Here is a 15,029-nt window from a genome sequence, read left to right as displayed (position 1 = left end):
TTCTGCCATAAATCCTCTTGCCCATCCGCTCCCGCAAGGCACTCACTTGCGCCAGATCAGCTTGCCAATTTCCCAGCCCGTTACATTGAAACTTTTGTTTCTGCAGGAGAAGCAAATGATGCGCGCAGTCATCTGCAAGGGCGATCCCACCAGCCACGGCGGTAAAGTACTGGAAGGCAATCCCAACGTGACTACCAACGGGCGCCAGGTGGCGCAGCGGGGTCACATGACCTTCTGCCCTCAATGCAAGGGCAACTTTCCTATCGCCGAAGGCCTGGATTTTCATACGTATGCCGGCATCGGCACCGCCGTGGATGGCATGCGCACGGCATGCGGCGCCCAGCTGATGGCGACCCAGCATACGATGCAGATCGACGATGCGCCGGCGGCAGCGCCGGCAACAGTAGCGGCCACCATGGCGCCCGCTGCCGCCGCTGGCAACTACAGCGCGGCCTTCCGCGCGCTCGATGAAGAGTCGGGCGCACCGGTGGCGGGCCTGCCGTACCGCATGCTGTTGCCCGATGGACGCACGGTACGCGGCGTGACCGACAGCGACGGCCGCACCGGGACGGTCAGCGGCCACGACCCGGCCAGCGTCCAGTTATTCTGGGAAACCAGCGCACAGACACCGGCGACGGAGCCTGGCGGCGAGCATGACTGAAGCAGCGCCTGCCGCGACAGGCACGCTGACGGCAAGCACTTCGCTGACGACGGTCAATGTCAGCGCCCGGCGCAAGGTGCGCTACGTCTTCGATACGAGCGCGACAAAACGCGACCTTGCGCTGCCGTACCGCGTATCGATCGATGGCAAGGTGCAGGAAGCCGCCCCCAATATGCGCAAGCTGAGCGGCAGCAAGCGCAGCATCGAGTTGCTGGTGGCACCGGGCGCGCGTGTCGCCTTGTTTCTCAACAGCGATGTGCACCCCGATTTCCGGCGTGAACCCGTGTATGCGCTGCAAGTGGGCGAGCATGACGTCGAGGTCGTCATCACGGAACAGCCAGGCCGCATCGGCCATGCGCGCGCCGTGGTGGGCACCTCGGTCACGCGCCAGGCGGGCCAGCCCGGCGAGCGCGCCGTCGATTGCTACAAGGCCCTGCTGACGGGTGACATCTGGATGCAGATTTCGCATCTGTATACGGCGGCGCAAGCCGACGCCATCCTGCCGCCAGAAACCCCGCCCCCCGTGCGCGTCGCCGTGCGCGCCATCTACAGCGGCCTGCCCGCCGCGCAACTGCTGGTCCAGTTCCCCGCCAGCGACGGGGCGCCGGCGCATGCCTTGCGCGTAGCCTTCGCCGATTCCGAGAATGCACGCGCCAACATCACCTACTGCTCCCTGCTCAAGGACGTGCTGCCGCGCACCCACCCGGCCGCCTTCGCCGCGCTACTGAGCGAAGCGCACAAGGCCGGCGTCACCGAAGTGCATGTGACCTCGTGCTGGCGTCCCATGCTCGGTTCAATCGCCCACGGCGCCGGCCTGGGACTCGATATCGTCTACATCGCCAACGCCAGTCAAACAGTGCACATCAACCGCGTCGGACTGACTGGCGCGGGGGGCAGGAATCCGAATATTCGCGCACGGGAAAAGCAGTTATATGACGAGCTCATATTGGCAGAGCAGCAGGCGCGTGCAATTTCTGGCGAACGCATCGCAACGCAAACTGAATCAACACAAAAAGAGAAAATAGAAAAAATTAACAAAGAAAGGCTAGCAAGGGCTAGGTGGAACGACGAACGCAATCTAAATGAACCTAAATTAATGCAGGAACTGCGGCAACAATTACAAAAAAATCCATCAGTTAAACAAGTTTTTGACCCTTGGTACATGGAAGCAGACACCCGTGATCAATCTCCTCAGACCGCCAATGAACAACGTAGCAAAAACGAAACAATTCATGCCGATCATCTTCATCTCACTCTGAATGACCCTCAAATTTTATGAACTATCTATTTCCGCTGATCTTATGCGCCTTGGCCTGCGTAGCCAGCAGCGCAAAAGCCAATACTGTGGAGACAAAACAGCGTCCTTCACGCCAATGGTTCGATAAATCCTGGAGCATACGTTATGTCCTTTTCCTCAATTCCAAAAAACATATGGCGACTGGTATTGCCATCGCCAAAAGCATGAATGCATTAGACGGGAAGCATGAGGAGCCCATGGTATATCTCGAGGCTCAGGAACTCTTCGCCAAAATTATTGCACTTAGGGGATCAGGCTCAGCACCTGTCGCTGCCGTGCTTATCTCGTTTGATCGAAATGGCCGCGTCATGAACAAGGATCCCGTTCTATCGCCATTCATGGGCAAGCTCTCATATATAAACAGTCTGGTTCTGATCCGCACCAGCGATCCGACCAGCAAACCATACGCATTTGCCGATTGGGACCAAGGCATTCCTGGTGATGTCAGCTTTTCGCCGGCCGTGTGCACCACATTGGACTCTCATCGCTACGGTCCTTATTGGCAATCAGACGACTTCCGCGGCAATGTCGGCTGCCGCGAATGGACCGCTCAGCTGTACGACCCCGGGCAACCATATATCGACGTCACCACCTACAGCAAGCGCGGCAACTTCATTGGCGAGCTGGTGGGCTGGTCACGCTTTGAAGACCCGCCCAAACCCGTCATCGGCATGCAGGGCAAGCAGTGGCTATGCCTGCACGAATGCCCGGGCGGCGAACGGCCCGGCGTGATTGCCGACCTGCGCGCCTGGACGCGCAAGCACGGCTATCCCATGCCAGAACGCCCGCCGCGCCAGCCGCTCTATCCTGATTCGGAATACCAGGATGATCTGAACGAATTCTGGAATTACTGAAAGAAAACACGATCACGCAGTCGCGCTAGCTGCAATCTGTGAACATGAGAAAAAACGATGAAAGTCACTTTCTTCTTCCGCGTTCTTGCAGCACTGATCTTTGGAGCCAGCACCACTCACGCAGCATCCTCGACAAAAAAACGTGATCCTTCCAGAGAGTGGCTCGATAACCGCTGGGAAATCCGCTATGTCTTGTTCATGGATGCGCAAAAGTACATGAGGCGGAGTATTCAATTTGCAAAAAAACGTAATGCCTTCGACGGTAAACAATCAGAACCGTATGTTTACCTGAACGCCAAAGAGCTCTTTACGCAATCGACGCAAGTTATCACTTCGAAGACCGCGCATACTGCCACCGTGCTGATCTCGTTTGATCGCAATGGCCGCGTTATAAACAACGATCCTGTATTGTCGCAATATACCGGCAAGATATCTCTCATCCGCAGCCTCGTCCTTACCCGCAACAACGAACCGTATGAGAAGCCTTACAAGATTGCAAATTGGGATCAGGGCATTCCCGGCGACTCATCCTTTTCACCCGCCGTCTGTAGCACTCTCGATGCCTTTCGCTATGAGATTAACTGGAAAAAGGACGACCCTAGCGGCCATGTCGGCTGCCGCGAATGGACCGCCCAGCTGTACGACCCCGGGCAGCCGTATATCGACGTCACCACCTACAGCAAGCGCGGCAACTTCATTGGCGAGCTGGTGGGCTGGTCACGCTTTGAAGACCCGCCCAAACCCGTCATCGGCATGCAGGGCAAGCAGTGGCTATGCCTGCACGAATGCCCGGCCGGCGAGCGGCCCGGCGTGATTGCCGACCTGCGCGCCTGGACGCGCAAGCACGGTTTCCCCATGCCCGAGCGCCCGCCGCGCCAGCCGCTCTATCCTGATTCGGAGTATCAGGATGACCTCAACGAATTCTGGAATTACTGAAGGAAAACACCTCACATCGAGGCAGGCAGGTGTTTGCCGTCCGAATGAAACACTGCGAATCATTGCCTTTACCCAACGATCAATACAATGGAAACATGATGAACCATCGCTTCTTTTGTGCCGTGATTACTTTGATGTACGCGGTTAGCGGCGTTCACGCCTCCCCAGCCACAGTGGAACGTGATCCTTCGCGTGAATGGTTAGACGTTCCTTGGAAGATACGTTATGTGATTTTGATCGATTCGGCCGAAGGCATGAAAGCAGAGATCAAGTCAGCCATCAAATACAATCTCTCGGATGGGAAGAATGGGAAAAACTGGATTTATCTTGATGCCATTGCGCTATTTGCATCCACTGCTAGCAGCATTGCATCAAAGACGGGCTCAATTTCAACGCTCTCTATCTCGTTTGATGAGCATGGCCGTGTGCTCAACACCAATTCTTTTCTGTCCCAGTTCAACGCCAAGCGCTCCATTATTGAAAGTCTGGTCCTGATCCGCACCAACGATCCGACCAGCAAACCATACGCATTTGCCGATTGGAACCAAGGCATTCCTGGTGATGTCAGCTTTTCTCCGGCCGTGTGCACCATCGTTGATTCCCATCGTTACGACACCGGATGGCGATCCAGCGACCCTCGCGGCCATGTCGGCTGCCGCGAATGGACCGCTCAGCTGTACGACCCCGGGCAACCATATATCGACGTCACCACCTACAGCAAGCGCGGCAACTTCATTGGCGAGCTGGTGGGCTGGTCGCGCTTTGAAGACCCGCCCAAACCCGTCATCGGCATGCAGGGCAAGCAGTGGCTATGCCTGCACGAATGCCCGGCCGGCGAACGGCCCGGCGTGATTGCCGACCTGCGCGCCTGGACGCGCAAGCACGGCTATCCCATGCCTGAACGCCCGCCGCGCCAGCCGCTCTATCCTGATTCGGAGTATCAGGATGACCTCAATGAATTCTGGAATCATTGAGGCGCACGCACTTTTCTATTTGGCGTTCAAGCCGCGGCGTTCCAGCAGCGGTTCCACGGTGGCGTCGCGGCCGCGGAAGTCACGGAACAGCTGCAGCGCATCGACGCTGCCGCCGCGCGACAGCAATTTGCTGCGGAACCAGTCGCCATTCTTGCGCGTCAGGCCGCCGTTTTCCTTGAACCAGTTGACCGATTCCGCGTCCAGCTTTTCCGACCACAGGTAGGCGTAATAGGCCGCCGAGTAGCCGCCCGAGAAGCTGTGCGAGAAGTAGCTGGTGCGGTAGCGCGGCGGCACGGGCGCGTAGTCGACACCAGCGTCTTTCAGCGATGCCGCTTCAAAGGCCAGCACGTCCGTCGGGATCTGGCTTGGCGCCAGCTGGTGCCAGCGCTGATCCAGCAGGGCCGCCGACAGGTATTCGGTGGTCATGAAGCCCTGATTGAATTTCTTCGCCGCCGTGACTTTATCGAGCAATTCCTGCGGCATGGCCGCGCCGCTCTGGTAGTGCTTGGCGTAATTTTGCAGCACTTCCGGCCAGACCGACCACATTTCATTGACTTGCGATGGGTACTCGACGAAGTCGCTCGGCACGCTGGTGCCGGCAAAGCGCGGGTATTTCACGTTCGAAAACATGCCGTGCAGCGCATGGCCGAATTCGTGGAACATGGTCGTCACTTCATCGAACGTCAGCAAGGTCGGCTGGCCGGCCGGCGGCTTCGGAATGTTCAACTGGTTGGCGACCACGGGATGCGTGCCCATCAGCATTGACTGCGACACGTATTCATTCATCCACGCGCCGCCATGCTTGTTGCCGCGCGCATAGAAGTCGGCGATGAACAGGGCCAGCGGCTTGCCGTTGGCGTCGAGCACGTCGTAGACGCGCACGTCCGGGTTGTACACCGGTAAATCCTTGCGTTCTTTGAAACTGATGCCGTACAGCTTGTTGGCGGCAAAGAAGACGCCGTTGTTCAGCACGCTGTTGAGTTCCAGATACGGTTTCAGCTCGTTTTCATCAAAATTGAAACGCTGCTTGCGCAGCTTGTCCGTGTAGATGGCCCAGTCGGCCGCTGCCACCTGGAAACCGCCCTTTTCCGCATCGACCACTTGCTGCAGGTCGGCCGCTTCGCGGCGCGCGTTGGCGACGGCCGGTTTGGCCAGTTCCGACAGCAGGGTGTTGACGGCGGTCGTCGTCTTGGCCGTCTGATCTTCCAGCGAATACGCGGCGTAATTGGCGTAACCGAGCAGGGTGGCCCGTTCGGCGCGCAGTTTTGCCAGCTTCAGCACAATGGCGCGGTTGTCGAACTCGCCGCCCTGGCTGCCACGATTCAAGGAAGCATCCATCAAACGCTGGCGTGTCTTGCGATCCGTCAATACAGCCAATGGCGGCTGGCCGCTGGTGTTGACCAGGGCGATGAGGAACTTGCCCGTCAAGCCGCGTTCCTTGGCGGCAGCGGCAGCCGTATCGATATCGCTGTCCGTCATGCCTGCCAGTTCGGCGCGCGTGTCGACGACGATGCTCTTGGCATTCGTTTCCTTCAGCACGTTTTGCGCGAAGGCCGTTTCCAGGCCCGCCTGCTCGGCGTTGTAGGCTTTCAGTTTTTCCTTGTCCGCATCGGACAGCTTGGCGCCGGCGCGCACGAAATCCGTGTGATAGCGTTCCAGCAAGCGCAAGGATTCGGCATCGAGACCCAGCTTGTCGCGCTTGGCGTACAGGGTGTCGATGCGGACGAACAGTTTCGGGTTCAGAGTGATCGCATCGCCATGCGCGGCCAGCTTGGGCGACACATCCACTTCCACCGCTTCGAGCACGCTGTTCGTGTTGGTCGAGGTCATGTTGCTGAAGATGCTTTGCACGCGGTGCAGCAGCTGCCCCGTGCGCTCGAGGGCCACGATGGTGTTCTCGAACGTGGGCGCCTGGCGGTTGTTGGCAATCGCATTGACTTCAGCCAACTGGCGTTTCATGCCTTCGGCAAACGCCGGCGCGTAGTGAGCATCCTTGATCAGGCCGAACTGCGGCATCTGGAATGGCAGCGGGCTGACTTTCAACAGGGGATTCTGGGCGCTGACGGCGGCGGCAGGCGCGGATTTTGCGGTGGTGGCGGCCAGGGCGGATGGAGCGGCGTGGGCCAGCATGACGCTGGCGGCGATGACGAGCAGTTGTGGACGGATCATGACATCTTTCAGGAAGCGCGGGGAAGAACCGCGATCGCGTCGCGGGCCAGTGGCAGATCATAGCAGCCTGTCACACAGGCGTCATCCAACATGGGCGATCCTGTGGTGCATCACGCCAACTGCGCGGTTTACCACGGTTTTCAAACAGAATCGCCAAATAAAAATGGCCGCCCGTTGCCGGGCGGCCATCGATGTTCCGCACCGGCCAGGCCGGTGACGGGGGATTACTTGCCGTTCAAGCCACGGCGTTGCAGCAGCGGCTCGATCTTCGCATCGCGGCCGCGGAAGTTGCGGTAGATGTCGAGCGCATCGGCGCTGCCGCCGCGTGACAGCAACTTGGCTCTGAACCAGTCGCCATTCTTGCGCGTCAGGCCGCCGTTTTCCTTGAACCACTCGACCGTATCGGCATCGAGCTTTTCCGACCACAGATACGCGTAGTAGCCGGCCGAATAGCCGCCCGCGAACGCGTGCGAAAAGTACGTGGTGCGGTAGCGCGGCGGCGCCGGGGCGAAATCGACGCCCGCCTCGCTCAAGGCGGTTTTTTCAAACGCCAGCACGTCGGTGGGGATCTGTGCCGGGGTCAGCTGGTGCCAGCGCTGGTCCAGCAGGGCCGACGCCAGGTATTCCGTGGTTTTATAGCCCTGGTTGAAATTGTCGGCCGCCGTCACTTTGGCCAGCAGCTCGGCCGGGATGGCCGCGCCCGTCTGGTAGTGCTTGGCGTAGTTTTGCAGCACTTCCGGCCACAGCGCCCACATTTCATTGACTTGCGACGGGTACTCGACGAAGTCGCGCGGCACGCTGGTGCCGGCGAAACGCGGGTATTTCACGTTCGAAAACATGCCGTGCAGCGCATGGCCGAATTCGTGGAACATGGTGTTGACTTCGTCAAACGTCATCAGGGTCGGCTGGCCCGCTTCCGGCTTCGGAATGTTGAGGTTATTCGCGATCACCGGCTTGCGGTTCAGCAAGCTCGACTGGCCCACGTAGGCATTCGCCCAGGCGCCGCCGCGCTTGTTGCTGCGCGCGTAAGGGTCCAGGGTGAAGATGGCCAGCTGCGTGCCGTCTTCATTGAAGACGTCGTACACCAGCATGTCGGCCGTGTAGACGGGCAAGTCGGTGCGCTGCTTGAAGGTGAGGCCGTACAACTTGCCAGCGGCAAAGAACACGCCTTTGGTCAATACGCTGTGCATTTCAAAGTACGGTTTCAACTGATTTTCATCGAAGTTGTAGCGTTCGGCGCGCACCTTGTCGCTATAGAAAGCCCAGTCGGCGGCGCCGACCTTGAAGCCGCCTTTGCCTGCATCGATGACCTTCTGGATATCGTCCGCTTCACGCCGCGCATTGACGACGGCCGGCTTCGCCAGTTCGCCCAGCAGAGCGTTCACGGCGGTGGTATCGTGCGCCGTCTGGTCTTCCAGCGAATACGCCGCGTAGTTCGGGTAGCCCATCAGCGCGGCACGTTCGGCGCGCAGTTTTGCCAGTTCCAGCACTTCGGCTGTGTTGTCGAACTCGCCGCCACGGCTGCCGCGCGCTTGCGATGCGGCCATGATGCGTTCGCGCACGGCGCGGTTGGTCAGCAGCGACAGCGGCGCCTGGCCCGTCGTGTTGACGAGGGCGATCACATATTTGCCATCGAGGTCGCGCTTCTTGGCCAGGCCGGCGGCCACTTCGATGGCGGCCGGCGACAGGCCGTCGAGTTCTTCGCGCGTATCGACGACGACGGCCGACGCGTTCAGTTCTTTCAGCACGTTCTGCGCGAACTTGGTCGACAGGGCCGCCAGCTGGCCGTTGTAGGCGCGCAGCTTTTGCTTGTCCGCCGCCGACAGCTTGGCGCCCGCGCGTACAAAATCGGTGTGATAGCGTTCGAGCAAACGCTTCGATTCGGCATCGAGGCCCAGCTTGTCGCGCTTGGCGTACAGGCTGTCGATGCGCTTGAACAACTTGTCGTTGAGCATGACCGCGTCGCTGTGGGCCGCCATTTTCGGCGCCAGCTCGCGTTCCAGGCCCTGGATCGTCTCATTCGTGTTCGAGCCGGACATCACGGAAAACACGGTGCGCACGCGGCTCAGCAGCTGGCCCGAGCGCTCCATGGCGACGATGGTGTTGTCGAACGTGGCCACTTTCGGGTTATTCGCAATCGCGTCGATTTCCGCCAGGTTGGCGGCCATGCCGGCCGTAAAGGCGGGTGCGTAGTCGGCGTCCTGCACCTTGTCGAACGGTGGATAGTGGAACGGCAGGCTGCTCGCTTGCGCGAACGGGTTTGAAGCGGGCAAGGCGGCGGCCGCGGTAGCGGCAGTGGTGGGCACGGTGGTGGCGGCAAAAGCGGCGGCGGCTGGTGCCAGCATCAGGCTGGCGGCGATGACGAGCATTGTAGGACGGGTCATGTCTTCTTTCAAGAAACGCAAGAGAGCCGCGATTGTGTCGCGGGCCAGCCTGAAATAATAACAGCCTGACACACTTGCGTCACCCGCAAAACCGATGGTAGCGATACGTCCATACACGAGAGGTTTTCATGCCCGACTCTCCGGACATGCACGCCGATACGGCAGCTCCCCTGCCCGCAACAATGAAAAATATCAATGCTCAGCTGACCTGTATGACATATAGTATCCATTCGGCAACCGGAGAATCCATGAGCTTTGAGCACCGCAAGACACGCGCCCTGGAATTACTGCAAGCGACAGGTATGATGCGCAGCCATTACGCGCCGCCACTCATCCGCTTGTTATGGAAGGCCGGCGTCCAGATCGCACCGCCGCATTTCCAGTCTTTCCAGTCCGCCGCGCTCCTCACAGGCAGCTGGTTTGGTTTTTTCATGGGCGTGTTCATGGGCCTGTTCGGCTGGTTCCAGGGCGCCGCGACGCGGCACTCTGCCTGGATCGCGGTGGCGGTGGCGGTGGCGTGTGTCGCAGGCCTGCTGTTTGGCATCGCCATGGCCAGCGTCTATGCCCGCGACCGGCGCAAGCACCCGTTGCCGGCATGGACCGCGCTGGACGAGCAACGGTCCCCAGGCAATTCCTTTGATTAATAGTGCGGCGGACGTTCGTTCACCAGTCCGCCGTTTGCCTGCTGCGCCCCGTCGCGCACGTGTTCGCCCAGCTTGTGCAGCATCGCTTCGAGCTGGTCGATGCGCTTGCCCTGCTGGTACACCATCTGGTTCAGCGATTCGACCAGGTCTTCCTGCTGCGCCAGCTTGATTTCGATATCGACGAAACGTGTTTCCATCTGTTCTGCATTGTCCATGGTGCTCTCGATGATTCCTGACTGAAAGCGGCATTCTACCGCCGCAGCGGCGTGAGCCAGCACAAACCTCGTCCATTCCCCATCGGTCAGGTGGCCATTTCTGCCTATTCTTCCCTGATGGCTGAATCAAACCGCTTGACGAATGAGAACAAACGATTACAATGGACGTATCCACTTTGCCTGACCTGATCGACACGCGCAAGACGGCCGAATACCGCCGCTGGGAAGACTCCCTGCACGACGTGGCGGCCGCCGCCATTGACGCGCGCATCAAGCATTTGCAGCACGGCAAAAAGGGCGACTGGCGGCCAGTGGGCGAAGGCGTGTGCGAGCTGCGTTTTTTGCAGACGGGACCCGGCTGGCGCGTGTATTTTCACGAAACGAATCGGGGCACCCTGATCTTGCTGCTGCTGGGTGGCAATAAATCGAGCCAGCAACGCGACATCCGGCAGGCGCAGACGATCCTCAGGGACTTGAAAGCCCGGCAGGCGGCCCTGAAGAAAGCGGCGGCGGCATCCACAGGAGCACGAAAGAAATGAACCAAGACATCCATAGCGACACCTTCGATCTCGACGACCTGGAAGCATTAGGCCTGAGCAAATTTGACCCAACGCAACACCTGACCAGCAAGGCCGCCGTGGCCGCCTACATGAGCGAAATCGTCGCCACCGGCAACGCCGAACTGTTCCAGTCGGCCATGAACGACGTGGTGCGTGCCTATGGCATGGGCAAGGTGGCGGCCCGGGCCGACATCACGCGCGAAGGCGCCTATAAAGCCTTGCGCGAAGGCAGTAAACCGCGCTTTGAAACCATTTTAAAGATGCTCGATGCGCTGGGCATGCAGCTGGCCATCGTGCCAAAAACCACGCCGGACGGCGCCGTGGAAGCCTGAACGCCGCTTACACTTTCGGCGTGGCCAGCAAGGCCTTCATGCGCGCCAGACGTTCTTTCGGCGAAATGATTTCCGACTCGGTCGGCACGGCGTCGCCCACGTCAAGTTGCATTTCCTTGATGAAACGCGACGGGTCGCAATGGACTTGCTCACCGGCCCGCTTGCGCTTCTTGCACCAGGTGACGTGCAAGGTGCGCTGGGCGCGCGTAATGCCCACATACATCAGGCGGCGCTCTTCCTGGATGCGCGCGGCGATGGTTTCGGCCGGCGCGTCGGGGTCGCCCTTGTGCGGCAAGATGCCCTCTTCCACACCGACCAGAAACACGTGCGGGAATTCCAGACCCTTTGACGCGTGCAGGGTGGACATGCGCACGGCGTCCTGCTCTTCGTCCTTGCCTTCGAGCATGGTCATCAGGGCCACCATCTGCGTCAGTTCCAGCACGTTCTTTTCTTCGCCGTCGCGGTCCTTGCCGCCCCTGCCCCGTTCCTTGAGCCAGTTGACGAATTCCAGCACGTTCTGCCACTTGCTTTGCGCTTGCCGTTCCTCGAAGGCATCGTACAGATACGATTCGTAGTGGATTTCCTTCATCATGTCGTCCAGCACTTCGGCCGCGTTGTCGCCGCTGCCGGCCGCGCCGGGACGGCTGGCGCGCGATTCGAGGTCGTTGATGAAGTTGCAGAAGTCGCGCAATGGCCCCAGTTGGCGGTCCGTCAGCTTGGCCTCGATGCCGCCTTTAAAAACGGCTTGGAACAGCGAGCACTGCCACTGGCCCGAGAACGCGCCCAGCACCTCCAGGGTCGACTGGCCCACGCCACGGCGCGGCGTCGTCACGGCGCGAATGAAGGCCGGATCGTCGTCTTCGTTGGCCAGCAGGCGCAGATAACTGATGATGTCCTTGATCTCGGCCTTGTCGAAGAAGCTCTGGCCACCGGAGATCGTGTACGGGATGCGTTCCTTGCGCAGACACTGCTCGATGATGCGCGCCTGGTGGTTGCCCCGGTACAAAATCGCATAATCGGAAAACTTGTTCTTGCGCTCAAAATGGTCGGCCGAGATCATGATGGCCACCTGCTCCGCCTCCTGCTCGTCCGTCTGCATGCCCAGCACCTTGATCGGCTCGCCCAGGCCATGTTCCGACCACAGCGACTTTTCAAACAGTTTCGGGTTGTTGCCGATGACGGCATTGGCCGCGTTGAGCACGCGCATGGTGGAGCGGTAATTCTGCTCCAGTTTGATCACGCGCAAGTCGGGGAAATCCGTCTCCAGCGTCTTCAGGTTTTCCACGGTGGCGCCGCGCCAGGCATAAATGGCCTGGTCGTCGTCGCCCACGGCCGTAAACATCGGCTTCTTGCCGATGCCCGTCACCATCAATTTGACCAGTTCGTACTGGCAGGTGTTCGTGTCCTGGTATTCGTCGACGAGCAGGTAGCGCAGGCGGCGCTGCCACTTGTCGCGCACGGGACCGTTGTTGCGGAACAGTTCCACCGGCAAGCGGATCAAGTCGTCGAAATCGACGGCCTGGTAGGCGGAGAGCGTTGCCACATAGCTGCGGTAGATGCGCGCCGCATTCGCCTCGTCCTCGTCCTTCGCTTGCGCCAGCGCCATGTCCGGGTCGATCAGACCGTTTTTCCACAAGGACATGGCGTTCTGGATGCCACGGATCACCTGTTTATCGGTGGTAATGGCCAAGTCTTGCACGAGGGAAAAACAATCGTCGCTGTCCATGATGGAAAAGCGGTCTTTCAATCCGACGCCATTGGCTTCCTGGCGCAGGATTTTCACGCCCAGCGAGTGGAAGGTCGACACCGTCAACTGCTTGGCCTGGCGTGGTTGCTTCAAGAGCTTGGCGATGCGCTCCTGCATCTCCAGCGCCGCCTTGTTGGTGAAGGTCAGCGCGGCGATGGTGCGCGGGTCATAACCCCGGTCTTCGATCAGATGAGCGATCTTTTGCGTGATCACGCGCGTCTTGCCCGAGCCGGCGCCCGCCAGCACCAGGCAAGGGCCGTCGAGGTAGGTAACCGCTTCGCTTTGGGGCGCATTCAGACCGAACTGTGGTGCTTTGGACATCAGGGTATTTCCGCAGGGAACAGCAGCCCATTGTAACAGCGTCGCGCGCCCCATTTGCACGGCAAGATCTGCGTGAAAAACAGGCAATGGCATTGATATCTCGCCAATTGCCGCCATCTTGGGCCATGCCATGCGTGCGGCGATGTCAGCGCTGGAGTACCATTCCGCCTATATCGCGCGTGCGCGCCCACTTACCGAATGACAGTCCCATGAAATTTGAACACTTGATTGAAATCAACGATCCGCTCAACCCGCTGATCGACACCCTGAGCCTGGAACAAGTCTGGCGCGGCCTGGTCTTGCGCGCCGAGTCGCCCAGGCTGTTCGTGCCGCACCTGGACGAGTGCCAGATCAGCGAGCGCAGCGACGCCGGTTTCGCGCGCAGCCTGCGCTATGGCGAGCTGGTCATCAACGACAGGGTGGTGCTGATCCCGCAACTGCAGGTGCGCTACGAAGTGCCGGCGCAACAGGACATCAGCGCGTCTTCGCTGGTGATGACCATCGAGATGCCCGACGAAGCGAGCCTGTGGGTGCGCTTCCAATACGACGACGGCCACGACGCGGCCACCGATGCTGCCAACGCGCTGTACGACGACTTCCGCCGCTCCGCCTACAAGGAATCCGACATCGACACCGTGCGCATCATGCGCGAGCTGGCGCTCGAAGGGCGGCTCGATGCGGGGCTGCTCAATTAAACACCAGCGCTAAATGCGTGCGCTGCTGCCCCACAGCTGGTCGGGGCGAAACTGCAGCCCCGCCTGCTCCGCGCTGAGCACTTCACGGATGGCGTGCAAGTCGACGCGCGTATCGCGCCGCAGCGGCACGTCCAGGCGCGCGCCACGCGGGCCGATCAGCGATTGCACATGGGGCGTCGTGGCATTCAAGCCCTTGCGCGTGACGACGCCGATTTCCCCATTGAGTAATCTGACGAAGGTGCCGACCGGGTAGATGCCCAGCTCGCGCACCAGCAGCGAGGCCAGCGGCGCATCCAGCGTGGCCTTGTCGGCCATCAGCATTTCACGCAGGGCCACGTTCGGCAGCAAGGGCTGGCGGTAGCTGCGCTTCGAGACGCGCGCGCAATAGCGGTCAGCCAGCATGATCAGGCGCGCGCCGATGCCGATCGCCTCGCCTTGCGTGCCCAGCGGATAGCCGCTGCCATCGATATTTTCATGGTGCTGCAGCACGGCTTGCAGCCAAACGGCGTCCGTGACGCCCGCCGCGCGCAGCAAGTCGACACCGGCTTGCGGATGGGCGCGCAAATAGGCGCGTTCCTGCGCGTCCAGCGGCCCCGCCTTGTGCTGGAAATCCGCATGGCGTTCCAGCATGCCCACATTCATGCTCAGTGCGGCCAGCACCACGCTGCGCACGATGGCATCGTCAAGCTTCAGCGCGCGCGCCAGCAAGGCCGTGATGACGGCCGTGTCGACGCTGTGGCGCACGGCGAAATCGCCCGCGCCCTGGTTGTGCAAGATGCAGGCCAGCGCCACGTCGGCGTCCAGTACCACCGCCTCTTCCACCAGTTGCGCCAGCGCCGCCAAGGATGCGTGGCTGCCCGCCTGCCCGGCCGCGATGACCGGCAAGACGAGGGCCAGCCCCGCCGTGACGAGGTTCAGCATGCGCAGGGCCGACGGCGCTTCCGTGGCCGTGCGCGGCACGTCGGCGCTGGTATCGGCGATGACGCCGCGCGCCAGCAGCAAGGCGATCTGGTTCTCGCTGCTGATGACATGGCCCAGCCTGGCCAGCAAGCTGCCCGTCTCGTCATGCACGTCCCAGGGCAGGGCCACGCCCAGGGCGAGTTCTCCCGCATAAATGCGCCGAATTTTCACATCGTCTCCATCATCGCCTGCACCCGCTTGTTTTTACCATCCTGGCATCAGCGGTATGTACCGATTGAAATGTTTTTTGCTCTTAATCAATATTTCAATGTGGCAGCGA

General features: G+C 60.3%; 14 protein-coding genes. 9 read left to right on the top strand and 5 right to left on the bottom strand.

Annotation, left to right across the window (positions count from 1 at the left end):
• Positions 1-115 precede the first annotated feature (115 nt).
• The 5 genes from ACP7DW_RS20865 to ACP7DW_RS20845 all read left to right on the top strand — a co-directional run bounded on the left by ACP7DW_RS20865 (position 116) and on the right by ACP7DW_RS20845 (position 4,722).
• Complete coding sequence (locus tag ACP7DW_RS20865; RefSeq protein ID WP_426056467.1) at positions 116-661, top strand: PAAR domain-containing protein; 546 nt, start codon at positions 116-118, stop codon at positions 659-661.
• The gene (locus ACP7DW_RS20860) at positions 654-1,940 is read left to right on the top strand and encodes a hypothetical protein (protein ID WP_426056468.1); all 1,287 of its coding nucleotides are present in this window, start codon (positions 654-656) and stop codon (positions 1,938-1,940) included. Before ACP7DW_RS20865 ends, ACP7DW_RS20860 begins: the two co-directional genes overlap by 8 nt.
• A complete protein-coding gene (locus ACP7DW_RS20855) occupies positions 1,937-2,812 on the top strand; it encodes a hypothetical protein (protein WP_426056469.1) in 876 nt (291 codons plus the stop codon). Before ACP7DW_RS20860 ends, ACP7DW_RS20855 begins: the two co-directional genes overlap by 4 nt.
• A gap of 57 nt (positions 2,813-2,869) precedes the next feature.
• A complete protein-coding gene (locus tag ACP7DW_RS20850; RefSeq protein WP_426056470.1) occupies positions 2,870-3,748 on the top strand; it encodes a hypothetical protein in 879 nt (292 codons plus the stop codon).
• Between the two features lie 98 nt (positions 3,749-3,846).
• Positions 3,847-4,722 carry a hypothetical protein gene (locus ACP7DW_RS20845; protein ID WP_426056471.1) on the top strand — a complete coding sequence of 292 codons (876 nt, stop codon included), beginning with the start codon at positions 3,847-3,849 and terminating at the stop codon, positions 4,720-4,722.
• A 15-nt stretch (positions 4,723-4,737) separates the two neighbouring features.
• Here the strand turns inward: ACP7DW_RS20845 and ACP7DW_RS20840 are convergent, their stop codons facing one another.
• Positions 4,738-6,891: a M3 family metallopeptidase gene (locus tag ACP7DW_RS20840; protein WP_426056472.1), complete on the bottom strand. Its 2,154-nt coding sequence runs from the start codon at positions 6,889-6,891 to the stop codon at positions 4,738-4,740.
• 224 nt (positions 6,892-7,115) lie between these two features.
• Positions 7,116-9,275, bottom strand: coding sequence for a M3 family metallopeptidase (locus ACP7DW_RS20835; RefSeq protein ID WP_426056473.1), 2,160 nt, complete (start codon positions 9,273-9,275; stop codon positions 7,116-7,118).
• A gap of 248 nt (positions 9,276-9,523) precedes the next feature.
• On the opposite strand from ACP7DW_RS20835, the gene ACP7DW_RS20830 reads away from it, so the two are divergent.
• Positions 9,524-9,919: a DUF6404 family protein gene (locus ACP7DW_RS20830; protein WP_426056474.1), complete on the top strand. Its 396-nt coding sequence runs from the start codon at positions 9,524-9,526 to the stop codon at positions 9,917-9,919.
• Here ACP7DW_RS20830 and ACP7DW_RS20825 read toward each other — a convergent pair.
• Positions 9,916-10,134 carry a SlyX family protein gene (locus ACP7DW_RS20825; protein ID WP_070290273.1) on the bottom strand — a complete coding sequence of 73 codons (219 nt, stop codon included), beginning with the start codon at positions 10,132-10,134 and terminating at the stop codon, positions 9,916-9,918. The genes ACP7DW_RS20830 and ACP7DW_RS20825 overlap by 4 nt on opposite strands.
• A 161-nt stretch (positions 10,135-10,295) precedes the next feature.
• Here ACP7DW_RS20825 and ACP7DW_RS20820 point away from each other — a divergent pair, with 161 nt between their 5' ends.
• Both ACP7DW_RS20820 and ACP7DW_RS20815 read left to right on the top strand, forming a co-directional pair.
• Positions 10,296-10,673 (top strand): type II toxin-antitoxin system RelE/ParE family toxin, encoded by a 378-nt coding sequence (locus ACP7DW_RS20820; protein ID WP_426056475.1) that lies wholly within the window; start codon positions 10,296-10,298, stop codon positions 10,671-10,673.
• The gene (locus ACP7DW_RS20815; protein WP_131688131.1) at positions 10,670-11,026 is read left to right on the top strand and encodes an addiction module antidote protein; all 357 of its coding nucleotides are present in this window, start codon (positions 10,670-10,672) and stop codon (positions 11,024-11,026) included. Before ACP7DW_RS20820 ends, ACP7DW_RS20815 begins: the two co-directional genes overlap by 4 nt.
• A gap of 7 nt (positions 11,027-11,033) precedes the next feature.
• Here ACP7DW_RS20815 and ACP7DW_RS20810 read toward each other — a convergent pair whose 3' ends face one another.
• Positions 11,034-13,094 (bottom strand): UvrD-helicase domain-containing protein, encoded by a 2,061-nt coding sequence (locus ACP7DW_RS20810; RefSeq protein ID WP_101483210.1) that lies wholly within the window; start codon positions 13,092-13,094, stop codon positions 11,034-11,036.
• A gap of 209 nt (positions 13,095-13,303) precedes the next feature.
• Between ACP7DW_RS20810 and ACP7DW_RS20805 the strand changes: the two genes are divergently transcribed.
• Positions 13,304-13,789, top strand: a complete 486-nt coding sequence (locus ACP7DW_RS20805; protein ID WP_071075013.1) for an SRPBCC family protein — start codon at positions 13,304-13,306, stop codon at positions 13,787-13,789.
• A 9-nt stretch (positions 13,790-13,798) separates the two neighbouring features.
• On the opposite strand, the gene ACP7DW_RS20800 is transcribed toward ACP7DW_RS20805, so the two are convergent.
• Positions 13,799-14,920, bottom strand: coding sequence for an HD-GYP domain-containing protein (locus ACP7DW_RS20800; protein WP_426056476.1), 1,122 nt, complete (start codon positions 14,918-14,920; stop codon positions 13,799-13,801).
• Positions 14,921-15,029: the final 109 nt, after the last annotated feature.

Source organism: Janthinobacterium sp. PSRC1-1 (assembly GCF_049897525.1).
Taxonomy (GTDB): Bacteria; Pseudomonadota; Gammaproteobacteria; order Burkholderiales; family Burkholderiaceae_D; genus Janthinobacterium; species Janthinobacterium tructae.
Note: the sequence above shows the minus strand (reverse complement) of the source record. Positions and strands in the feature narration are given on the sequence as shown.